The sequence below is a fragment of the Lederbergia ruris genome (assembly GCF_018332955.1).
Lineage (GTDB): Bacteria > Bacillota > Bacilli > Bacillales > Bacillaceae_C > Lederbergia > Lederbergia ruris.
In genome coordinates, this window is record NZ_BORB01000016.1 from 32989 (window position 1) to 57243 (window position 24255).

At 38.5% G+C, this 24255-nt stretch carries 17 protein-coding genes; 3 read left to right on the top strand and 14 right to left on the bottom strand.

All coding sequences use genetic code 11. The features are described from left to right. Positions 1-37: 37 nt before the first annotated feature. Both KI363_RS10820 and KI363_RS10825 read right to left on the bottom strand, forming a co-directional pair. A complete protein-coding gene (locus KI363_RS10820; RefSeq protein ID WP_373306774.1) occupies positions 38-1231 on the bottom strand; it encodes a M20 metallopeptidase family protein in 1194 nt (397 codons plus the stop codon). A 302-nt stretch (positions 1232-1533) separates the two neighbouring features. Continuing rightward, entirely contained in the window at positions 1534-3084 is a 1551-nt protein-coding gene (locus tag KI363_RS10825; protein WP_212966311.1) for an NAD(P)H-hydrate dehydratase, read from the bottom strand. A 137-nt stretch (positions 3085-3221) separates the two neighbouring features. On the opposite strand from KI363_RS10825, the gene KI363_RS10830 reads away from it, so the two are divergent. Beyond that, complete coding sequence (locus tag KI363_RS10830) at positions 3222-3443, top strand: hypothetical protein (protein ID WP_158323246.1); 222 nt, start codon at positions 3222-3224, stop codon at positions 3441-3443. 162 nt (positions 3444-3605) lie between these two features. On the opposite strand, the gene KI363_RS10835 is transcribed toward KI363_RS10830, so the two are convergent. The 12 genes from KI363_RS10835 to KI363_RS10890 all read right to left on the bottom strand — a co-directional run bounded on the left by KI363_RS10835 (position 3606) and on the right by KI363_RS10890 (position 21329). Beyond that, the gene (locus KI363_RS10835) at positions 3606-4817 is read right to left on the bottom strand and encodes an MFS transporter (protein ID WP_158323245.1); all 1212 of its coding nucleotides are present in this window, start codon (positions 4815-4817) and stop codon (positions 3606-3608) included. 355 nt (positions 4818-5172) lie between these two features. Further along, positions 5173-6468, bottom strand: a complete 1296-nt coding sequence (locus tag KI363_RS10840) for a hypothetical protein (RefSeq protein WP_212966312.1) — start codon at positions 6466-6468, stop codon at positions 5173-5175. 15 nt (positions 6469-6483) lie between these two features. Further along, entirely contained in the window at positions 6484-7140 is a 657-nt protein-coding gene (locus tag KI363_RS10845; protein ID WP_212966313.1) for a rhamnogalacturonan acetylesterase, read from the bottom strand. 20 nt (positions 7141-7160) lie between these two features. Next, positions 7161-7802, bottom strand: a complete 642-nt coding sequence (locus KI363_RS10850) for a YesL family protein (RefSeq protein ID WP_212966314.1) — start codon at positions 7800-7802, stop codon at positions 7161-7163. An 82-nt stretch (positions 7803-7884) separates the two neighbouring features. Beyond that, positions 7885-10395: a glycosyl hydrolase gene (locus KI363_RS10855; RefSeq protein WP_212966315.1), complete on the bottom strand. Its 2511-nt coding sequence runs from the start codon at positions 10393-10395 to the stop codon at positions 7885-7887. Between the two features lie 82 nt (positions 10396-10477). Continuing rightward, entirely contained in the window at positions 10478-12811 is a 2334-nt protein-coding gene (locus KI363_RS10860; protein WP_246516832.1) for an AraC family transcriptional regulator, read from the bottom strand. Positions 12812-12908: 97 nt separating this feature from the next. Beyond that, positions 12909-13796 carry a carbohydrate ABC transporter permease gene (locus KI363_RS10865; protein WP_246516833.1) on the bottom strand — a complete coding sequence of 296 codons (888 nt, stop codon included), beginning with the start codon at positions 13794-13796 and terminating at the stop codon, positions 12909-12911. Between the two features lie 12 nt (positions 13797-13808). After that, complete coding sequence (locus KI363_RS10870; RefSeq protein WP_281414105.1) at positions 13809-14702, bottom strand: ABC transporter permease; 894 nt, start codon at positions 14700-14702, stop codon at positions 13809-13811. Between the two features lie 152 nt (positions 14703-14854). After that, positions 14855-16381, bottom strand: coding sequence for an extracellular solute-binding protein (locus KI363_RS10875; RefSeq protein ID WP_212966341.1), 1527 nt, complete (start codon positions 16379-16381; stop codon positions 14855-14857). Positions 16382-17048: 667 nt separating this feature from the next. Continuing rightward, positions 17049-18335, bottom strand: a complete 1287-nt coding sequence (locus tag KI363_RS10880; protein WP_212966316.1) for a coiled-coil domain-containing protein — start codon at positions 18333-18335, stop codon at positions 17049-17051. A 473-nt stretch (positions 18336-18808) separates the two neighbouring features. Then, a complete protein-coding gene (locus KI363_RS10885) occupies positions 18809-19501 on the bottom strand; it encodes an OmpA family protein (RefSeq protein WP_212966317.1) in 693 nt (230 codons plus the stop codon). After that, the gene (locus tag KI363_RS10890) at positions 19491-21329 is read right to left on the bottom strand and encodes a MotA/TolQ/ExbB proton channel family protein (protein WP_212966318.1); all 1839 of its coding nucleotides are present in this window, start codon (positions 21327-21329) and stop codon (positions 19491-19493) included. Before KI363_RS10890 ends, KI363_RS10885 begins: the two co-directional genes overlap by 11 nt. 422 nt (positions 21330-21751) lie before the next feature. On the opposite strand from KI363_RS10890, the gene KI363_RS10895 reads away from it, so the two are divergent. Continuing rightward, a complete protein-coding gene (locus KI363_RS10895) occupies positions 21752-22648 on the top strand; it encodes a 3-hydroxyacyl-CoA dehydrogenase (RefSeq protein WP_158324362.1) in 897 nt (298 codons plus the stop codon). A gap of 260 nt (positions 22649-22908) precedes the next feature. Continuing rightward, positions 22909-24153, top strand: coding sequence for an aminopeptidase (locus KI363_RS10900; RefSeq protein ID WP_158324363.1), 1245 nt, complete (start codon positions 22909-22911; stop codon positions 24151-24153). The last annotated feature ends 102 nt before the right edge of the window (positions 24154-24255 follow it).

Sequence of the window (24255 nt, forward strand, 5' to 3'; positions counted from 1 at the left end):
AAAATCATATCTCCACTTTGTTTACTTAGGTTTATCGTTAAAATAAATAGTGAGCGATAATTTTTACAAAAGACCTTTCAATATTAAGTAAAGCTCGCTCATCAAAATCAAATTTAGGGTGATGATGGGAATAATGCGTCTGTTCGTTGTCATTCCGACTCCCCACTCTAAAATAGGTACCTGGTCTTTCTTGTAAGAAGTAGGAAAAATCCTCTGCCCCCATGGAAGGTTCTAAAGCAATGACTGCTTCTTCTGAAAATTCTTCCTTAAAAAGGGTTCTCGCAAGCTCTGTTTCTTGCTTATGGTTATAAAGAGCCGGATAGCCTAGAAGATAATCAATGGAAAAGTCTGCTTGAAACGCAGATGTGATGCCTTTAACAATTGAATGAATATCCTCTTTCACTTGCATTCTTATTTTCTCATCAAATGTACGGACTGTGCCTTCGATTCTAGCATTTTCCGCAATCACATTAAACGCATTTCCAGCTTGGAAAACCCCAATCGTCACAACGGCGGATTGTAATGGATTCACTTTTCGGCTGACGATTTTTTGTAAGGCATTGACAACTTCACTGCCAATCACAATGGAATCTATCGTTTCATGAGGCCTTGCTCCATGACCGCCTTTTCCCTTAATCGTAATTTCAAATTTATCTACTGCTGCTGAAGTAAATCCTTCTCCAACTGCCACTTGCCCCAGTGGAAGGTCAGATGCTAAATGGGCACCGAATACATAATCTACACCATCTAATACATGATCCTCAATCATAAATTTCGCCCCACCAGGTGGCAGTTCCTCTGCAGGTTGGAAAATAAAAACAATATTTCCTTTTATATTTTTACGAAATTGACTTAAAACTTGTGCTGTCCCTAACAATGCGGCGGTATGACCATCATGACCGCATGCATGCATGACTCCAGGATTTTTGGATTTATACGGTACATCTTTTTCATCTTGAATGGGGAGTGCATCAAAATCAGCTCTTAAAGCAATCGTTGGTCCTGCTTCTTCTCCCTTAAGAATACCAATGAGTCCATTACCTCCAATATTTGTTTTGACCTCTAAATCAAAAGAGAGTAACTTTTCTTCAATAAACTTAGCTGTTTCTGTCTCCTGAAAAGATAATTCAGGATGCTGATGCATGTACCTTCTCCAATTGATGACCTCTTGATGATTTTTCTCTAACTCTCTGTGAATCAATGCTAAATCAGTTTGATTTGTCTGTGGCAATATGAGATCCCCTTTCTATAAAACCCATTAAACTCATTGGATTTAATAACTTTGATTCATTGTATGCGATTTTCTGAAATTTTTCAACCATTTTTTGTTAAAATATTTTTAAACATACAACCTTAGGCCTGTAGGACGCAAGTCACAAAGGCGTGGCGATTGAGGTGCCCCCTTTAGCCGTTTATACTTTGTTCATCCATTTGATCCTTGAAATTTGGGAAAAGAAAAATACCTAGTGTGAACATCATTCATTTCTGTGAATAAATGGTCATAACACTAGGCATTTCCTTAGCTCATTTTTTCTACATCACTTCATTTAATTGTCTGCGAATCCCTTCGATTAAGTCCAGTGGCGTGACCCCATACCGTGACAAACTCTCCGCTTGTTGTTCTCCTGCCTTGGCATGCAAATAGGTGGCAGTGATAATGGCCTCTTCAACTGATGCTCCTTGAGCCAAAAATGATGCAATCATGCCTGTCAATACATCACCGCTTCCACCTTTACTTAAAGCATCATGGCCATGCGGATTGATAAATGTTCTTCCATCAGGGGTAGCAATAATCGACCGATGCCCCTTTAAAACTAAATAAATTCGATGTTCTTTCGCAAAGTTTTCGGCTATTTCTAAACGATTTTTTTCCACATCTTGTATAGAAGATTTCAGCATAGTTGCCATTTCACCGGGATGTGGTGTGAGGATAATATCTCCCTCGTAAGTATGAAGCAAGTCCAACTGATTCCGCATCAAATATAAAGCATCTGCATCGATTACAACAGATTGTCCTGTTAGGATCGAAAAGAGGGATTCCATCCACATTTCCCCATGAAGAAAACGGCCTATTCCAGGACCTAGGGCGATTGTATTGAATTGGGCTACTCTTGTTGATAACAGATCAATCGCTTGATCAGCTAAATGGCCCGCTTTTTCACTTAATGGAAGATATAAGTATTCTGGGTTCTGCCCAGCTATCAATGGATAAATATTTTCCGGTACAGCCAATGTAACAAGCCCAGCTCCAGTGCAAAAGGCTGCCTTCGCTGCAAAAAGCGGAGCTCCAACATAAGAACGTGAACCACCGAGTACAAGAACATGACCAAATGTCCCCTTATGACCTCCCCCAGGCCGTTTCGGAAGCGAAGCTTGAATAAGTGATTCAGTCAAAAGCCTGGGCATGTTTAATCCTAAATTAGCGACAATGGATGGAGGGACTGAAATATCTACCGTCTTCCACTTTCCTATATATTGCGGCCCATCTTGTAAGAAAAAACCTTTTTTCGGAAAGACAAAGCTAATTGTTTCTGTTGCTTGGATGGCTCCCCCCTCCACACTTCCGTCATCACTTGAAACACCCGATGGGATATCAACGGAAATGATTGTTTTTTTATTGGCAGATTGATTCACTATCTCGATAATCTTTGCCAATGGTTCTCTAACCGGACCTCTTACACCTGTTCCGAGTATGGCATCTACGATAATATCAACTTGAGATATTTTATCTCGAAGCTTGTCTAAGTCTTCTTTGTAAACATTAAAAATAGGAAAACCACGATTCTTATATACATTCCAATGTACTTTGGCATCCCCCTTCATTCGGGTGGGATCGACTAATAAACAGACGATCGGTTTAAGTCCCAAATCAAAGAGTCGGCGAGCAATGACAAGACCATCCCCACCATTATTCCCTCCACCAACAAGGATCATGATCCGCGGATTAGGATGAGGAGTACTGGCTACTATTTCTTCGACAATTCTTGCTCCAGCATTTTCCATTAAAACGGTCCCAGGTAAACCGATATGCTCCATTGTATATCGATCCATAGCTTGCATTTCCTTCTGTCCAGCTACAAACATATTCTCATCTCCCTTAATCATGCTGATTTAGATTCCATTTTCAATCATATAGAAGAAAAAAGCAAAAAAGCACCAATATGTCATGTATATTTTTCCTACTATATCTTAACCTATATTTAGGAAAGGAGCTGACTGTGATGCCTGATGAGAAGCGCAATATTGATGCAAATTCTGATCCACATTTTGATGGTGAATATGAGGGGATTTTAAATGATCCTACAGGAACAGGAAGCCGGCAAATGGGGATACGGGGTGGTAAAAAGCAAACAGATAATCCCTTTCAAGTAACAGACCTTAAGAATAATGAGTTGAGAGATTTTGAGAAACTGACAAGGGGAAAACCAGCGGAGGAAGAATAAAGATTTCACGACTTCTCCCCTATTTTGCATCAAAAAAGGAGTATCCAGTTTGTCGAAACGACCTAAGGATACTCCTCTAAAGCAAAAGCGCCCGTTTTACGGACGAACGGCAAAGCGCAATGACAATCCACCGTTCTGCCCCCACATCCTGTGAGCCTCATTTTATGCCGCAGACAATTCGGTAGACTGCGAGGTTCCTTGCTTAAGACTAAGCATGACAATAAACGAGATAATATACAAGGCGGCCAAATACACCATTGCGGTCATCATATTATAGTTTTGCAAGAGATAGCCAACAAGAATAGGTGAGAAACCGCCTAAAGCCCTACCGAAATTAAAAATCGTGTTTGTTGCTGTGCTGCGAATATGGACAGGATAATAGTGGCTAATCAAGGCACCATATCCCGCAAACATTCCATTTGAGAAAAAGCCAACAATCGCACCGCCGATTAATACCCCAGCACTCCCCGTTGCAAAAGAGTATAAAAAGACAGCACTTGCGGACGCAAGTAGAAAAATTCCAAAGGATCGTTTGGCTCCTAGCCGATCCATAAATTGTCCAAAAGTCAACATCCCGACGATCATCCCAACAGCCGTGCTAATCGTCCATAATGCTGAACTTGATACAGATAACCCTTGTGATTTTTGCAGCATGGATGGTAACCAAATCATCAATCCATTATATCCCGCTATTTGAACAGTCGCCATAATCGCAAGGGCAATTGTAGTAATCGTTGTTCTTGGTGTACGAAACAACTCACTTAATTTGCCTTCTTTTTGCTTAAGACTGGTCTTTTTCTCCTTTTGCGCAGCTAGCCATTCTGGCGATTCATTTAGGTTTTTCCGCACAATAAAGGCAAAAACTACCGGGATTACACCTACGATGAATAATGCTCGCCATCCTAAATGAGGAAGAATAATGGCACTAAGGAGCGCCGCCAAAATAACCCCAATTTGTGCTCCCGTACTGACGTAAGAAGAGACTCTTCCTTGTTTATGCTTTGGCCAAGCCTCTGCTACAAGAGCCATACCTATGCCATATTCCCCACCTGCACCAATTCCAGCTAGGAAACGAAATAAATAAATTTGTTCAATATTCGTAGCAAGTCCGGTTAAGGCTGTTCCAATCGCAAACAAAAAAACAGTATACGTAAAGATTCGGACACGACCAAACTTGTCTGCCAAAATTCCGAAGATGATTCCGCCAATCAGCATTCCTATATTGGTAATCGATGAAATAAATCCGCCCGTTGCTAAATCAATATGAAACTCTGCGACGATCATGGACATGGCAAATGAAATAAACATAATATCCATGCCTTCTAAAGTCAAACCTGCCATAGAAGCGACTACTGTTTTCCTTTGATAGTTCATGTTGTTTTCCACCCTTCAGTGTTTATTTTCTGTTGTAAAAACATTCTTGCTGGTTTGAAGGAATGGATTTTGAATGATCACTCATACAAACATCTCCATTCTCTTTTCAAGCCTCACAGGACATTGTTTAAAAGAGATTAAGCTTGTCTCAAATAAGCAAAATAAATACCCTTCCGTCGCAGAGGACAAAAGGGCATAGATAAACATAGACATAGAAAACACATCTATATACTCGTCCTTCTCGGCCTCTCGGGACCGGTTTAAAGGCTATATATTTGTTACATATAATAGCATGTTTAACACTCTTTATCAACGGAAATTATTTCCCGAACCATCACAAATTCATCACATTGTCCTATTTTTGCTCTACATACTCTCCTCCCGGGTACAGGGTCACAGAATAAAGTCGTTTTTCCTGAAATGCTTTCCCTTTTAGCTTTGATTGTTGCATAGGTTTACTCGCATACATATAAGCAGTTTGATCGTTATAGATGATCACGTTTTCATATCCACTCTCAAAGAGGTCGGCATGAACGACATACCCATCCTCTGGAAATTGCACAACAGGGTTCATATCCCCATCGTATAAAGTAGGATTTACTCCTCCACCCCTTCTATAAGCTAAAATATAATCTAGGTGGTGATCATCCCAATTCCTCATTGTTTCGATAATCGTAAGCCATCCTTTTGTTTTTCGATCCTCTTTCCAAATTTCTTTCCCATTCGCATCTAACAAAAATAAACCATCTTTCCCATTTTCATTTCCGCGCACAATGCGATCCAATCCAGCTATTTGTAATCCAGGAAGATCATCGCGGAATTTCCCTAAACTGACATGCTGAGATTCAATCGAGCCTTCATATCGCCATAATTCTTTCCCATAATGGTCATACATCACAGTCACACTGCCGCCAATGACAATTTGATACCCATTTGATATCGTGGGATTTACTTTCCCAACCCATATGCAATCCGCATGATCTTCTAGATTGGCACAAGACCAAAGTTTTTCGCCATCAGCGTTTAAAAAGTCATAACCAGCCATCACTTCATCCCGGCCATCTCCATCAAAATCAAAAACCCAAGGAAAATGGCCGACATTGCCCGTATATGTCCACAACAATTGAAAATCTTTATTCATTGCCCACAATTGTTGATAACGATCTTTCAAAATAATGTCTTGCGGAAACTCTCCTCCGGTTAAATTTGCAACAATAATACAATCATGGGCATATTCGTCTGGTAAATCGTATACTTTTTTTATCTTTCCAGTTGCGCCTTCTAAAATATGAAACTTCTTATCGATGACACATAAAACTTCATTTTGTCCATCCCCATCAATATCGTAAATCTGCACGGGGTAATCAGAACCAGGACCCCCAGGATCTGGATCAGGCTCACCTTTTTTCCATAAAATCCGCCCCTCCAAATCAAAGGCGGTCATCGATTGGACTTGATGAGGGATATAGCGATCATCAATTCCCCCATCTGGTTGGACCATCAACAGATCCATCCTACCGTTGCCTGTTAAATCTCCCACATACATTTTCGTATTTTTCCCAGCAGCAGGGATATCTATCTTTCCAAGCAAAATAGGCTGAAGAACGAAGTTGTTATTTTTTAGTTGTTGAGTCTCCTGATCTAAGCTCATATAAAAGCCCCCTTTTTATTTCACGAAATGGGAAAGTTCAATGTTTAAAGCTTTTATTCCTTCACTCACCAATCTCGCCATTTCATTTGCTCCCTTTTCAGTGAAATGGATGCAATCCGCCCCATTAACCGAAATCATAAAAAATCGGTGAACTTCTTCGTAACCGATGGTAGTGAAATATTGAATACTCGTTTTCATTAAATCGATTAATAAAACATCCTCCTCATCAGCCACTTCCTTCATGGCATTGCAATAATCACCGAAATCAGCGAGAAATTCCCCCCGTACATAATGGAGCCTTCCCACGGGTGTAATTAAGATTGGAATGGCCATTCGCTCACGGGCTACTTTTATATACTGTCGTAAATATTCCTTATAATCCTCATAAGGTTCCGTATAGCGCTCAGGGCGTGATTTCGTAGAATCATTATGGCCCATCTGGATGAATAGATAGTCACCCTCCTTTATCTCTTGACCTATTTTTTCTAATCTTCCTTCTGTTATAAAGGTTTTAGAACTCCTACCACCTATCGCATGGTTAAAAAATTGCACATCATCCGTAAAATAATCGGCAATACATTGTCCCCAACCAGCCTGGGGGGCCCTACTAGAATCATAGGTTTGCACCGTTGAATCTCCTGCCAAATAAACATTGATTTTCTTATTTTCCATTCCTAACACTCCTCATTTCTTTACGCCTGTTTTTCCTGTAACTTAGCTTGTTTATACTCCAGTCGTATAAAAGTTCGATAGGTGATCCACATTAAAATGAAGCTCGTTAAACTAGCTCCCATCAAGAAAATAAAGACAGGTAACACAAAAAATAAATAATACAAAGTCAAACAAGCCGCAATCGCATAAAGCGTTCGAAATGGCTGATAAAGTGCCATTAAGATTGCATTCTTAAAATAAACAAATAGTTTATTCTCATACTGGACATACACAGGGAAAATATAAATCAACATCACCGCATAAATGGCTGTCGCTAATAAAAGGATGTAATGGCTAAAGGCCGATAGCCATTCCCCCTTTAATTCTAGAAAATTCAGATTCACGTACAGCATATAAGCGATCAAAAGGAGAATGATTCCTAAGGCATTCGCCTTTATAAATTCCTTTTTATAGGTCTCCCAAAATGTTTGCAAGACTGGAAGATCGTCTCTTCCCTTCGCCCAATGACGGAAGATGGTATACATAGCCACTGTACTCGGGCCAAAGCCAAAAATAATCAGACCAAGTAATGTAAAAAAGATCCAAAGGGCATTCACATAAAGTAAAAGGAGCACAGTCTCGCCAAATCGATAGAAGTTATTAAAAAGTTTATTTTCAAACAAAAGCTATTACTCCTTTCTTGCAAATATAGGTGATCTTAATGGCTGAAAACGCTACTTTTCTACTGATTCCGTATTGCTTCTCTTAACGATTCGCTTTACGGAGGTGATGCTTATCGTCCCGATCCTGATTAGAAGGTTTTATTTCGATTTCCACTTCAATCGGCCCGATCAAACCTGATCTTAATGAAACTTGATCCATTTGATTCGCCATACTATTAGTCACTTCCACTTTAATAAAATTGCGCCCTTTCTTTAAAAAAGCTGGGTCTATCTTAAATTCATAGGGAGCCCACATTCCCACTCCTATTTCCTTTTCGTTAACGACAACCTTCGCGATTTCATATACCTCACCTAAATCGATCTTTATTTGTTTGATCGCATCGATCTCATCTAGTTCGAAGCAACTTTCATATATAATGGTTCCCGAAAAAAATTTCATTCCTTCCCAATGATTCCATGGCTGTAGGAGACCATCCTTTAGAGCAACTGGTACATTCTTGACTTGCCATGCGTCATTTAGCAATAATTTTTTTCTCTGTGGCTCAAATGAGTCCTCTATTTCAATAACCGACTCTTGACTAGGGTCAACACAATAGACAATCGATGATCTACGTGAAAGACTGATCGGCAACATGCCATCTTCATACATAGGACATTCTTCTATCATGGCGTTCCATGGATCCCATTTTTCAACTTTTCCTTCTTCCTTCAAACAGATTTGTCCTTGATAATCGTCTTCCCCTTCATTCACAAGCAAATAAAAAATAAGATGATCTTTCCGTACTTTACTGAGCCGGATCGATGGATCACATGGAATTAAGTGGAACTCGTTGCGATTCGATGCCGGAATTACCTGCAAAATTTCTTCTGGTTTGCTAATATAAGTGGCATGCAGATTGGATTGAATCGTTTCTTCCTCATTCCATATAATGACTTTTCCACCACCATCGATAAATGCCTCTAACGCCTGCATAACGGAATTTTCTAAACGGTGACTTGCTTCGATCACAACCACTTCATATTTTTGATTGGCAATCCGAATAACCCCATCTGCGATCTTGCAGGAGGAATGAAGTAGGGATTCTTCTAAATAATTAAATTCGATTTGATTCTCGTACAACGGTTTAACGATTTTCCACGGAAGAAAATCCTCTTCACATAGAACCGCAATCGCTGTTTCATTTGTACTATCGGTCATGAGCCAGCTTAAACGCTTCATATATTGGGCGAATGTTTTATAATAAGGCCACCAACTATTATTCGGTCCTACATCAGGTGGCCGTTCATGACTTCGTCTCTTCCCATCAATCGAATAATAGAAAGCATGGGGGCACAGTAGATTCACTCCTCGTACAAGCAACCAATCCATATACCATTTCATATCACCTGGACTTAAAGCCCAATCGCTCTCTTTACTACATACACCTAGAAATTCATTGAGGTTCCGCCGCCTTTCCCGGTGCCTCGCTGCATCTGCCGAACATTTTCCTGCAGTGGAATGATGTCCTTTTATCGCTTTTCCATCCTCTGGGCCCACCCAACGCCATACCACATCTTGGCCTGGTATTTGAAAATGTTCTAACAGACCAATATCATCACTGGCGGCCGGGTGACCGGTTAAAGCAATGTTGTGATCACGACACCACCTGCTAATCGGGTAGTAGTATGATTCTGTCATTTTTGCATTCACGGTTTTCCGATAATTTTTTCTAACAAGTGCCGTTCTTTCCCCAGCCTCAAACCAGAGCAAAGGCAAGTCGGTTTCGGCATTTCCGTTTCTTTTATAAAAATCTAGAAAGTGATACGTCCATGGCTTTAATCCACGTAATGAACCTCTGCCTAATATATCGGGTTCATCGGTGAACATCGCGATAATCGTATGACCAAAGTATCGCTTTAATTTTTCATAATACGTATCATGTGTCACTTGAATAAATTTCTTAACTGCATCTGGATTCAATAAATCGGTCGAGGCTGGCGCGTTTGCTTCTCCATCATCTTCTCCAAAATGAATACCACGAATGGTTCCGCGAGAAAATGTTTCAACAAAAACTAAAATCGACCAATCTCCGTCATCTGGGCAGATAAATTGAACTTTCCTATCCTTTACTTCAAGTAACTGAGTTTCATGATCATAAATTGCGGACTCCGATTGCTTTTTAATGGCTTGCACAGAAACAACGTTTTCATTTTTCTCTATAGCTAAAACAACTTCACTGATTCTAGCATCACAAGGATACTCACTCATTTTCAAACCACGACTGGCATATTTGGGGTTCGCTTTTACAACCTTTCCATTGGCCGATCCTGAAGGATACATTGCTTCATCATACAAAATAACAAACATGCCTAATTGATCCGCTTCTTGCACAGCGACTTCTACAAAATCCATAAATTCATCCGATAAATACTCAATTTCTTTTGGGATTCCGATTCTTGGGTGTAAAACAAATCCATTTACTCCTTTTTCATGAAAATCATGAATTTGTCGGCAAATCTCTTCTTTAGAGAGATGATCATTCCAGAACCAGAAAGGGATGGGCGTAAATTCCTCAGGTGGATGAAGAAACTGCTCTTGGATGGAAGTGTTCATAGTTCACAACTCCTTATGATTTTAGCTCTTTTTGCTAAGTGCAAATATTCTCTATCCTACGCATATGCGTAAAATCATAGAACTATTTCGCTGCCTTCATTTTTCGAAATTGACTGGGTGTAACCCCTACTTGCTTTTTAAAAATCCGATTAAAATAACTATTGCGATAGCCAACACATTCAGATATATCATTAATTTTCATATTTGTATTAATTAATAATTCCTTCGCTTTATTCATTCGAAGCTCCGTGACATAATCGATAAAATTTATATTTAATATCTTTTTGAATGATCTGCTCAATGTATAAGGAGTAGTCCCGACAACATCAGCACAGCTCTCTAACGAAATGTCCTCTCTATAATTTTCATGAATATAATCAACAACCTTCTCAATGTAACGTTTCATTTCTATATCCAACTGTCCCTCCAATAATTGGATATAGGGGGCTATGACCTCATCGATAATCCATTTGACCATCCATTCCGGCTCCCTAATCTCTGAAAGCTCATCAAACATGTTTCTTCCTTCAAATAATTCATTGGGATGGATACCAGAGTGAAGTATTTCATGTTGAATGGTACTAAATAATTGCAGCATCCCTGGTTGAATATTAATTTCCTGGATTCCATTTTCTTTCAATTCATTGAGGAATTTTCGAATCAACCGTTCCGTTTCTTCTATTTCTCCTCGTCTAACAGCTTGGATTACTTCTCGCTCCGTTTCGAAAGGATAGACGACCTTAAAGCGCTTTCCGTTTTTATTAAAATCTTGTAAATTTATCAATTGATTACTATTTTCAAAGCTCCGATACTGTCTACCCATCGTTACATTCTCAAATAAAGAGGGAATTTTTTTCACTTGGTCGATCGTTTCACTGATTGTAATCGTCACATTTAATTTCAGTATATCGTTGATCATAGAAGTAACACCTTTTGAAAAATCCATAAGTTGCTTATTTAATTTTGTATGTAAAGGGGCAACAATAAAAACTCCAACAGACCGATTATGATAATTGACAATCGTACTTTGTTCGAAATAATCTTTCACATATTCCTCAATGATATTTACAGCTGTAAATGTGATTAAGCTATCATCTTTCTCTAATTCTTTTATTTCAGATTGATAAATACCCGTTAACTGCACATCAAGTAATAAGTACTGTTGCTCATGAAGGTCCCATCCGTAATTTTCCATTCGGGTACGTAACTCTTGCTCTGAGTAATCGTATAAATAGCCATTTCTAAGTTGGAGCAGAAAGCTTTGTTTCAATTGTGGGATTTGGGCAGAAAGACGCTGTTGTAATTTTTCACTTTCAGTCGTGACCTTTATCCAGTTTTCCTTGATGATGTCAAATTCGTCCTGGCTACGGTCTATACCGGCGGCCTGTTCGTCCACCGTGAATACTCTCATGAGCCGCTGCAATGGATTATAAATTCGAATCGATGCAAACCAAGTCATAATAATAGCTAAAATCAAGCCAGAAAAGCTAATAACTAAAATAAGTTTAGAAATAAAAACGATTGGAGAGGTAATTGACGAAATCGGGGCGGCAGAAATGTACAGCCACTCTCCACCAATTCTTTTCATCGTACCAAATGATACCGAGTATTTTTCCTTCTCCCATTCTAAAGAAAATGAACCTTTTTTGCTCCCTTGTTTAAGAGCCGTATTCTTTATATTGTGAACAAAATCAGACGACTCATTCGTGTTGGAGGATGCTAAAATCTCATGGTCTTCATCCAATAAAATCGTGACGCCTTCATTATAAGGTGTTAATGTTTCTAATAATTGGAGCAGCTTATGTTGATCAATCGTTAATATAATCGTTCCAAACGCCGGACTGCTAACCCCCGGTATATGATGGGACAGTGTTAACTGTTGTCTACTATTTTCAACACTCGGTTTATGTAGGCGATTCCATTGGATAGATTGTTTCGTCTCTACGATTGAATGATAATATCGCTTTTCTTTCTGGTCTTGAATGACATTGTAATTCGGATTAAATAATAGAGGCTGATCAAGATCTAAATAAAGTTCTACTTTATCGATTAACGGGTTGCTTCCTTGCAAAATTAATAACTTCTTACTAATGTCTCTTGTTTCAAGAAAGTCTTTAACAAAGTTGATGTCCATTAACGAATAATCAAAGCGGGGATCAAATGCCCAATGAGACATCAGAATTTCCAGATCTTCTAATTGATCAGCAATATTATTGGCTCGATCCACGATCTGATCCTCATGGGCTTTTGTCAGTTCCTTTTCCAGTTGATTAATCCCAAACCAGTACAAACAAAAACCTGAAATGATCCCCGGAAAGGAAGCAATGAATAAGATTAAGATGAAATTCCCACGAAAATATCGACTTCGCCAACTTATCCCCTTTTTACTGTTCAACAGCTTTATTTTTCTTAGCAAACATTTCACCAACCTTGTTTATGATCCTATCCTTATTGTAAAACAAGAGTTGACAAAATTCACTAAAACATTTAAATTATCCCAATTTGACTTTACCTTATCCTTTCACAGATCCAAGCATAACCCCTTTAGCAAAATGCTTTTGTAAAAATGGATAGAATAAAAGAATCGGGACAGTCGCGATCACAATCACCGCTAATTTGATCGATTCTTCAGGCGGTTCATATAATGTTGCCTCACTTATATCACCAATCCCTACATTCGCTACCATGACTAATTGTTGTAACAATAGTTGAATCGGCCACTTTGTTGTATCCGTGATATATAAGAGGGCTTGGAAAAAGTCATTCCAATAAAATACCGCATAAAACAATGTAAATGTAGCAATGACAGGTTTGGATAATGGTAACATCACTCGCCAAAATGTCTGGATCTCAGAACAACCATCCATTTTAGAGGCATCTTCCAATTCTTGTGGAAGTTCTTGAAAAAATGTTTTGACAATAATGACATAAAAGGGATTAATGGCCAACGGTAAAATTAACGCCCATAAGGAATCTAGTAAGCCCAATCCCTTCACAAGCAAATACGTCGGAATCATTCCACCACTAAATAACATAGAGAACAAAATTAAGTTTAAAACAACATTTCTTCCCATCATCTCTTTTCTTGATAACGGATAGGCAAATGTCAAAGTTAAAATCAAACTGATCAATGTTCCAACGACTGTGACGAATACAGAAACACCTAGACTTCTAACAACCGAATCGGTTGAGAAAATGTATTGATAAGCTGCAGTTGTAAAATTCTCCGGTATGATAAAGAATGGTCTAGTTGCTAACTCGGATTCTGTCGCAAAGGATCCACCAATAATATAAAGAAAAGGGACAACCGTTGCGAGTCCGAGTATCCCAAGAAGGATAAAATTAAAAACATCAAAGATCCTTCCAGCCGTTGTATTATGCATCTTATGCAAGCGAATCAACCTCCTATTCTTTTAAAATAAACCACCTTGTCCCAATTTCTTGGCGAGACGATCGGCTCCAACGATCAGCACAATTCCAACTACAGATTTAAAAAGTCCCACTGCCGTACTATAGCTGAATGCACCTTCTGTTATCCCGACAAAATAGACATATGTATCGAAAACGTCTGCAACCCCGCGGTTTAATGAGTTAGACATCAAATAGATTTGTTGAAATCCAGTATCTAAGAAATTGCCTAATCGTAAGATCAGCAAAATCACAATCGTGCTTCTTAATGCTGGCAAGGTGACATGCCACAATCGACGAAATCGACCAGCACCATCCACAATGGCTGCCTCATATTGCTCTTGGTCGACACTGGCGAGCGCTGCCAAAAAGATTACGGTGCCCCAACCAACTTCTTTCCAGATAATTTGCACCATAATCATGGGGCGAAACCAACTTGGACTGGAAAGAAAATCAATTTTATGTCCTAATACATTCTCTAAAATTGAATTTACGACACCACCACTTGTTGTCAAAAACACATAACTAATACTTGCGATAATTACCCATGACATAAAATGCGGAACATAGACTAACGTTTGGACAGCTCGCTTATAAAAGTTAATTCTTATTTCATTTAATAATAGCGATAAAATGATGGGTGCCGGAAAATAAAATACTAGGTCATATAAGGCCAATATAAATGTATTCCGTAATAAACGTGTAAAATCAGGATTCATAAAGAAATCTTTAAAATGTTCAAATCCTACCCATGTACTCCCTGTAAACCCTAGAAATGGGGAATAGTCTTGGAAGGCAATTAACACCCCCCACATTGGAAAGTACTTAAAGACGACAAAATAAATCACACCTGGCAACAACATAATATACAGCCATTTAAACTTTTTTAGTTTTGCCATTACATTCTTTTTCTTAGGCGTTATAAGCGGTTCGATTCCTGAACTTTGTTCGAGATTTACGTTGTGCATTTGCTCCCCCCTCAGGCTATGATTGCTGTTTTATTGTTGTAGATAAAAGCAGGAGGTGATCCCACCACCTGCTCCTTCACCCTTTATTTATTTACTTCTTTATAGAGCTTGTTAATTTCTTCTAAATAATCGTTTCCACCAGACTTTTTCCATAGTTCAACCGCTTCATCCAGTCCAGATTCATCAATTTGCCCAACAATATACTTAATACGAGCATCTTGAATAATATTATCTAATTGCGTTCCTTTTTTAGAATATACTTCTGAAATAAAGGCTTCTGCTGGGTTAGGTACAACGATTTCTTCATTGGCTAACTTTACTTCTTCCTCTAACTCTCTAAGCGGTGTTGTCTTAGGTGTTAAACTCTTAGCTTCAGGAAGGTACATTAACATTTGATTCAGACCATCTAATTCTGAGAGCAATCCAGGATCATCTTTTGTCAGGTTCTCCATTTCTCCATCAACGATCTCGTAATGCTTTCCCTCAATTCCGTTTTCAGCAAGAATTTGTGCTTCTTCATCATTCAACTTATCTAAAAACGTTAAAACTTTTTTGAGTTCTTCCTCTGTTTTTACTTTCGTTTTAGAAACAGCAAGCATTCCTGAATAACCAGATGTTGGTAAATTGTGTAATCCTGTAGGACCTTCCACAGCACCAATAACGGTAATTGGATCCTCATTATTAGGATCAGCATCGATGATCTTTTCCTGAATCCGATGTCCTTCATCAACTACATTGACTTGGACCCCGGCCTTGCCAGAAACAACAGGATCAGACCATTGAGCTGGATCCATAACAGCAAAATCCTCGTTCACAAGTCCCTCATCATATAATTTCTTAAAAAAGTTAAGGGCCTCCAAATAATTTTCATGTAAAAAGGCTGGTTCTAGTTCACCTTTATCATTTTCTCCCCACTTATTTGGAACACCAAACCATGTTTGCATCACGTCCCATGGACCTTCATATTTAGATACAACCATCCCGTACGTATCATCTTTTCCATTTCCATCAGGGTCTTCTTCTTTAAAAGCCTTCAACATATTGTAAAAATCTTCAATGGTTTTAGGTTCCTCTAACTCCAAGTTTTCCAGCCAATCTTTACGAATGATCACACCATTGCGGCCAAGATCACGACTCCGGTAAATACCGTATATATCGCCATTGACTGAACTATTGTTTAAGATAATTTCGTTTGCCTGACTTAAGTTAGGGTAATCTTTTAAATAAGGGCCGAGTTCCCAAAATGCCCCATCTCTTACCGCGCTGACAAAACTAGGTGATTTACTAGGAACATACATAATATGCGGTAGATCTCCTGAGGATAAGGTGATATTAAATTTATCGTCTAAATTACTGTTCGGAACCCAGATCATCTTAATGTCTGTATCCGTATAATCTTGTAATGCTTCAATAACAGGACTAGTTGGTTTTGGCGGCTCTGTTGTAAACGTAGGAACGAAGACCTCCAATTGCATTCGCTCGGAATCGGTCGTCCCTTGATCACCTTGCTTTCCAGATTGACTTGTTTCTTTTCCACCACTGCAGCCTGCAGCAAATAGTAAAGTGAAAATCAAACCCCCAACGAGATAATTCTTTAAAGATTTTGTCATCTTTCTCAATAAAGACCCCTCCATCATAATTAAAGTTTGGATATTGTCAGCTTCTTAAAAATATCCTTTCATGTACTGATCTTAATATGAATGATCAATTTTCGATTCAATTCTCCTCCTCTTTTCATTTTCGTTTTCTAATTCATTTTTATGTGTCCTGCTTACTGACAATTTAAAGCGTTTACATTTTTCCTGCAATATTCATTTTTTGTACTTTTTTAGTAAACGCTCAAAAACACTGTCATTATAAGATTTTTCCCCTGTACTTTAACACTTTTTGTAGAAATAACACTTTTTTGCAAAGCGGATTTTTGTAGAAATAAGGTTTTTTCTGCTTAGCCTAACAACCTACACAATTCATAAAGTGAAACTCAATCAGTGGGGGTTTAGGCCTGCAGGACGCAGGGCACACAGACGAAGAGATGCGGTTGTGGCGATCTTAATCAGCATCCCTCTGTCCCCTACTGATTGTTAAAGGATCAAAGGCTAAGTTCGCAACATCCTGTTGGTAGCTGTTGAACCCCCACTTACAATTCTGGGTTTTTCGCGAATTCTTGAAGTGAGGGCTTACAGCCAATTAATGCGGGATAAACAATTAAGAAATAGTAAAGCAGGTTCTGGAGCGAATAAATATTTGCTCTAGAACCTGCTTTATAAAGATATTCTATTATTCAACTACACGTCGTACAACACCACTAAAATGACTTTTCCAATAGCTGTTGCTCATTGAATCAATCGATACACCATGTGATGAATTGTCATTAAGAAATGTGCCGTTGCCTAAATAGATCCCGACATGTCCATTTGTTTTGTACGTATCAAAGAACACGAGATCGCCTCTTTTCATTTCTGAGGCACTTACGGCTCTCCCCTGATTCACGAGCTCACTTGTTGACCAACCAAGATTCACTCCGGCTGAAGCGTAGGCCCAATGAACAAACGATGAACAATCAAATAATCGATTTTTAATATCAGCACTTGTACGGCCACCGCCCCATTTATAAGGAGAGTTTCCAACGATCGATGATCCTGTACTTATCGCTGTTTCAATCGCACCTGATCCCTGCTTAGAGACGGGAGTCGCCGGTGTAGTATCAGCCTTCTCTTCCTTCACAGCCGTTGTTGAAGCTGCTGATGTTGTTGAAGTTGTTGAAGTTGTTTTACCTTCGCTACTCTTTTCCGAAGACGATTCTTTCTTTTCAGTTGTTTCTTTCGCAATTTGCTTTTGCGCTTCCGCTTTCTGTTGCTTTTCTTTCTCCTTGTCTAACCAAATCGATTTTTGATTTTCCAAATCGACTAAATCGGCATTGGCACTATTTTGTTGTTGTTTTGCAGCAGCCAACATGCTCTTTTTATCATTGATTTGATATGTAAGTTCTTCCTTCAATCCTTCAATTTCTTTAAGCTCTGTTTGAATCTTAGCCAGCTTATCATTTAGCTGTGCTTGAGAATCTTCTAATGTTTTGATATCTTCCTTCTGTTGGTCTAATATACTTTTATCAGCGTCGACGATCTTGGCTAAAGTAACAGTTCGATCGACAAAATCACCAAAACTTTCAGCACCTAGCAAAACATCGATATAGGTTGTCACCCCATTACCACTTTGTTGAATGGAACGAGCTCGTTTTTCAAGCATTTTGTAGCGTGCTTCAATTTTTTTCTTCACATCCGCAATTTTTTCCTCTAATGCTTTTACCTCGTCTTTGGTCTTCGCAACATCTTTCTCACGGTCTTTAATTTTTGCATTCGTTTCTTCTACTTTAGCATCCAGCTTTTCAACGAGTTCTTTCATTTCCTCTTCCCGTTGTTGTAGAGTCGAGATTTCTTCTTTTTTCTTCTCAATCTTTTGATCTAATTCTTCATTTGCATACACGGCGGAACTAGAAAAAGTCGAAAATAGCACACTTGCCCCAATGACAGACGTTAAACAGATAGATAGTAGTTTCTTTTTCATTTTTCTCTCCCTAAACTCTTAATGATTTTCTTTAATAGAATGAAAAGGTTATGTAATGAGGTATTCTCTCTTTTTTAAAAGACTAACTCAATAGAATGTTACTTTTAGTATAAAAGTTCTGGTACATAATGTTTGGTCTCATTATAACATCATCATTCGACATTTAGGCTTTTTTTCCATTACATTTATATTTCAATTCTATTACATTTTTGTCGAATAAGTTTAATGATATAAAGTTAGTAAACACAAAAAACGCTTGAGAAAAACGTTCTCAGGCGTTTTTTGTAGGATAAAAGTATAAAATTTGGCTAATGCCGGATCTAGCTCCAGCGCCCAGCGACTAGCAAACTTTCGGTGCCTTCCTACGATAAGTCAACATCAGCTCGCCTTTCAGGCTCACTGTGTTTCCTTTATCTCGTCAGGCCCCTAAAAAGTTTGTACGTCGCTAAACGGGCGCTTGCGCTTTTCTTATGTTATTTTCCCAAGAGCTCCCTTGTTTTATTTAATATTTCTTCATCTTTCAGCCGAAATTTAAATTCTACTCGGCGTGATTCATCTGCACTATATTCTCCCTGTTCATTCGTTCGAAAATCCGTATAGGATTTACTGTTAACGGTTAATTTATTTTCTAACTGACTCTGAATTTCTTTATAAGGAAAATCATCACTTAAAATATAATCTGCCACACTATATGCTCTGTCTTGTGCTAGTCTTAAGTTATATAAATAGGGGCCATCACGATCCGTATGTCCCTCAATAATAATCTCAGCAACATAATCTTCATAACCGCTCTTAAGTAACACGTCTAAATACTTTGGAACAAATTCATCTAAGAACTCTAGTGATGCTGGTCTTAATTCCGACTGATCGTAAGAAAAGAGAATTTCTGTATTAAAAATCATTGCTCCCGTTTTTTCATCGACCTCAATTCCGGCCGAGGAATCTTGGAATTCTGCTTTCAACTCATTCACCAATTGGGAGCGAACCCCCATGATTTGATCAATCGTCTGTTTCATTTCTTTGATCTGCAGTGATTTTATCACCATCATGATGATAAAAATTAACATGAAGCACAATAAAATGGTCGTCAATAAATCTGTAAACGAGGGCCAAAAATGGGAATCTTCCTGCTCATTTTTAAAGAGACGCATGTATTTAGTAGTCATTACGGCTCAACCCTAACCCACTATTAACATGGACCGCTTCCTGACCATAACGATTGATAGAATTCATCTGCCGATTAAATGTTTGAATTTCCTGCCCTAGCTCCTGTAGTAATTGTTGGATCGACCGAAAACTATTCTGTTGAATGTCTTCCGATCCCCTACGTATTTCTGTCAATTCCTTTCTCATCGTATTAGTAGTCAATTCAATAGAATCACCAATATTTCGAGCAACCTGTTCCAGTTTCCCCCCAAGTGTTCCCTCTAAATTAGATACATAATTTGAAAGAGTTTCTTTTAAAAGATCTACTCCCACATCTAACTGATGCTCGCGCTGTTGAAATGACTGGTTCATTTTCGATAAGACAGCATTCATCTCGGTGATCACCTGATTATTTTTGCTTCCCATTTGCTCATATGTCCGCGATGCTTTCAGCAAATTCTGTTCAAATGTAGCGGATTGTGTGGAATGATCTTTTAAATGCTCACTAAATGTTCGATTAAAATCCTCAAGCTCACGAAAACGGTCTGACAGTAGATGTTTATATTCATTTTGTGTTTGGTTGATTACCTCTAGAGCATTGGGCAATTGAACAATGGAACTTCCAAGTTGATCAAATTCCTGTGATAGTTTGCCTAAATGATTCGTAATCCCAGCAAGTTTTCCAGTTACATCCGTTCCAAAAATTTGTTTAAATTCCTGATTATGTGCATTCATTTTTCTCACTAATTCATCGCTTTTTTGCATCGTTTTATCGATTGAATTTCGAATCTTCGACTGTTCATCTAAAAGGGTACCTGTGAAATCTTTAAGCTCACCAACGGATTCTCCGTATTGGGCAAGTGTATGAATCTGTACATTTGCAGTTTTCTTCATTTTTTCATATGTTTGTTCAAAAGCTGTTGCCATCCGCTCATTTCGTCGATCCGCTTTTTTAAAATAGGCAAATAAAGCTGTAAAATTTTTATTAAGTTCGGTTGTCCCCTCACGAAAGCCTTCCGTAATCATTTTCATTTGCTGAAACAGTTCTTGAAAATCTTGCAAATTGCTTGAAAGTCCTTCATTAAAGGCTGCTAAATCCCTTGCAGATTGTTGTAAGCCTGTTGTATATTCCTGAAAACCTGTGAAGGCTTTTTCCATATTTTGAAGAGATTGTTGATTGGTTTTCTGCAGATTTATAATCGATTGATTGATTGTTTCTGAGACTTGAATAAGGCGTCCCATACCATTTTGCTCATAGCCCTCCAATTGACTTTCAACCATTAACATAATATCGGTTAACATATATTCTGTATTTAGTAGTTTAACTAGTAAAGTCATTAGAAGGGAAAAACTCATGCCAACAATACTTGTATAAAATGCCACATCAATGCCTGATAATACACCTGTTACATTTTCGACGAGTTGATCTTCGGCTGTTTGAATGCTACCTAAAGAGATTGTTAACCCAATAAAAGTCCCCAACACACCAAGTAAGATAAAAACCGATACCGTCATTTGCACGATTTTAATCAGACCGACAACAGGGATATTCCATAAACGCCAGCTTGAAAAACGCTCTTGCACGAATGTTTCTACTTTGATTGGATCTACCTCTTGTCTTTTTTCAAACTGTTCCTTAAAAGTTCGGAGTGGCTCCATATCCAATCGATTCGTTTCTTTTACATGATTTCGTATCTTTCGAAGCTTCATATACAAAAACAAGTGGATCCCTAAAGTCAAAATAAATATAATAAATAAAGCCATGAATATAAGTTCGATGATAGGATTAGCTAACATCGCCTCCGCCTTTTCCACGGTCGTAAACAACTCCAAAATGGCTTGAATCATTCTATTCCACACCCTCTCAAAGCAAAATGAAGGGGAAAAATCGATCAAAATGCCAGACATTTTCACCCTTGTCCTTTATTGCTATTCAGAGTTTGGATGATTCATGTGTGAAAATTTATGTTCATTCTTTATCTATCACGATTCTCCCTTCCACAGTTATTTTCATTTCCTCCGAACGATGGACATGTATGCAGTAAAACCATCATAGCAAGAGAGTCCAAAAAATATGCAAAGGAATCAAACAATGCTATACTTATATAGTAAATAAGAATCATTTTTGAATTTCGTTTTAAACCAAACTAGTGCTATATCCCCCCTTCCCTTCGCAGATGGATGAGTGTCTATAGGAAAGAACACACTTAATACAGAGTTTTGAAGGATTCAGTTCGGGGAACAAGGGAAAGAAAAAAGGAGAATGCATAATGGATTTTAAAAACATTACGGTAGCTGGAAGTGGAGTTTTGGGAAGTCAGATCGCCTTCCAAACAGCTTTTAAAGGATTCAATGTATCTGTATATGATATTAATGATGAAGTAATTGGACAAGCTAAGGAAAGAATAGCTAAATTAAAACAACGTTATCTAGAGGATCTCAAAGCAACCCAAGATGAGGTGGATCAAGCTTATAATCGCATTTCTTTTTACTCTGATCTAGCAAATTCTGTAACAGATGCTGACCTAGTGATTGAGGCTATCCCAGAAGTTGTTCAAATAAAAGTAGATTTTTATGAGAAATTAGGAAAAGTTGCTCCTGCAGAGACAATTTTTGCAACGAATTCCTCTACATTACTTCCCAGTCAATTTGCTGAATCAACTGGGCGACCAGAAAGATTTTTAGCGTTGCACTTCGCCAATGAAATTTGGAAAAACAATACAGCTGAGATCATGAAACATCCCGGAACCAATACAGAGGTGTTCGATAAAGTGATTGACTTTGCTAAAGCCATTGGGATGGTTGCCTTACCATTACATAAAGAACAACCTGGCTATATTTTGAACTCTTTACTTGTTCCTCTATTGGATGCAGCCCAAATGCTATTAGTGAAAGAAGTGGCAGATCCTGAAACCATTGATAAAACGTGGATGGTAGGTACGGGAGCCCCACTTGGCCCTTTTGCTATTTTGGATGTTGTTGGAATTAAAACAGCCTATAATATTACGCAAGCAAAGGCTGAAAAAACGGGTGATCCTGCATTCAAAAAACTGGCTGAATTACTAAAAACAGAGTATATCGATAAAGGAAAACTTGGAAGAGAAACTGGAGAAGGATTTTATACCTACCCTAATCCAAACTTCTTAAACCCAGATTTCCTAAAATAAAAAAACTCTTTCAATTCCCGATGGGGAAGGAAATGAAACTCCGATAATCCCGTATTAATTTTAAAACGATACGGGATTATTTGTTTTCTTATTTGCAAACAAGGTAGTATATTTAGTGAAAAAAGTAGAGTATAATGTCGTATGGTTGTTAATATACATAATAGGGTTATCTTTTATTTGATCCCATCCGTATGATTCCCTTATCTTCATCGACCTTGTAATCGTTTAAAGAAAACCAATCAAACATTGGAGGTTATAAAATGACTTTACCGAATTTTGAGGAAAATTTGCAGAAGTATGCAAGGCTTTTAGTGGCAAAAGGAATTAATGTCCAACCTGGTGATTGGGTGAAAATGACCATTACAGTTGATCAGGCACCATTAGCCCGCCTGATTACAAAAGAAGCTTATCAATTAGGAGCTGAAAAGGTGATTATCAAATGGTCTGATGATGAAATCAGCAAATTACATTACTTGCATCAACCCAAAGAGGTCCTAACCGATATTCCCGATTACGAAATTCAAGAATCTGAAGACCATGTTTTAAACCACCGTGTGAGCCGGCTATCTATTGTATCAAGTGATCCAGGATTACTAAATGAGGTAGATCCAATGAAAGTCGCTGCTTATCAAAATGTAGCTGGTAAAGCGTTTAAGGCTCAGCGCATCGCTACGCAAAATGATGATTTAAAATGGACAGTAGCAGCTGCTGCTGGAGCTGGATGGGCAGCCCACGTCTTCCCTGATCTCTCCACTTCTGAAGAACAAGTGGATGCCCTCTGGGATCAAATTTTCAAAACTTGCCGTGTCTATGAAGAGGACCCTGTTGCTGCTTGGGATAAGCATAAAAAGACATTGAATGAAAAGGCCGCAATCTTAAATGAAATTCAATTTGATGCCCTCCATTATAAAGCACCTGGAACGGATTTAACCTTAGGTTTACCGAAAAATCATATTTGGGCAAGTGCTGAAAGCTATAATCCAAAGGGTGAAGATTTTATTGCCAACATGCCGACAGAGGAAGTATTTACAGCTCCTGATACCCATCGCATGGAAGGAGTCGTGCGCAGTACGAAACCTTTAAGCTATGCTGGTACTCTGATCGAAGGCATAGAAGTCCATTTTAAAGACGGGAAAATCGTCGAGATTTCTGCTGAAAAGGGAGACGAAGCAATTAAGAAATTGGTCCAAGATAATGAAGGGGCAACAGGCTTAGGCGAAGTGGCCTTAGTTCCAGATCCATCGCCTATTTCCCAGTCTAACATTATATTTTTCAACACATTATTTGATGAAAATGCCTCTAATCACTTAGCAATCGGTTCCGCTTATCCTACGACCATTCAAGGTGGAACAAAAATGAGTCAGGAAGAACTATTGGAACACGGTATGAATACATCTACCGTTCATGTTGATTTTATGATCGGCTCTAACAAAATGGATATTGATGGCATTAAACAAGATGGTACAGTCGTTCCGATTTTCCGAAATGGTGACTGGGCAATTTAAAGAACAATAGCGTTAAACGGCTGTTCAGAGGAGAAACGACTAAGTTCGTCGCCTCCTCTAAACGCCGATAAACGTGTATCTGCGTGCTTGTCTCCCCTACTG

Coding starts and splice junctions, on each gene's coding strand:
- KI363_RS10870 (WP_281414105.1), bottom strand. CDS start 14,702: ATGGCAAAACTAAAAAAGTTTAAATGGCTGTATATTATGTTGTTGCCA.
- KI363_RS10825 (WP_212966311.1), bottom strand. CDS start 3,084: ATGTTTGTAGCTGGACAGAAGGAAATGCAAGCTATGGATCGATATACA.
- KI363_RS10895 (WP_158324362.1), top strand. CDS start 21,752: ATGGATTTTAAAAACATTACGGTAGCTGGAAGTGGAGTTTTGGGAAGT.
- KI363_RS10845 (WP_212966313.1), bottom strand. CDS start 7,140: ATGGAAAATAAGAAAATCAATGTTTATTTGGCAGGAGATTCAACGGTG.
- KI363_RS10855 (WP_212966315.1), bottom strand. CDS start 10,395: ATGAACACTTCCATCCAAGAGCAGTTTCTTCATCCACCTGAGGAATTT.
- KI363_RS10880 (WP_212966316.1), bottom strand. CDS start 18,335: ATGAAAAAGAAACTACTATCTATCTGTTTAACGTCTGTCATTGGGGCA.
- KI363_RS10830 (WP_158323246.1), top strand. CDS start 3,222: ATGCCTGATGAGAAGCGCAATATTGATGCAAATTCTGATCCACATTTT.
- KI363_RS10885 (WP_212966317.1), bottom strand. CDS start 19,501: ATGACTACTAAATACATGCGTCTCTTTAAAAATGAGCAGGAAGATTCC.
- KI363_RS10840 (WP_212966312.1), bottom strand. CDS start 6,468: ATGAGCTTAGATCAGGAGACTCAACAACTAAAAAATAACAACTTCGTT.
- KI363_RS10890 (WP_212966318.1), bottom strand. CDS start 21,329: ATGATTCAAGCCATTTTGGAGTTGTTTACGACCGTGGAAAAGGCGGAG.
- KI363_RS10835 (WP_158323245.1), bottom strand. CDS start 4,817: ATGAACTATCAAAGGAAAACAGTAGTCGCTTCTATGGCAGGTTTGACT.
- KI363_RS10875 (WP_212966341.1), bottom strand. CDS start 16,381: ATGACAAAATCTTTAAAGAATTATCTCGTTGGGGGTTTGATTTTCACT.
- KI363_RS10900 (WP_158324363.1), top strand. CDS start 22,909: ATGACTTTACCGAATTTTGAGGAAAATTTGCAGAAGTATGCAAGGCTT.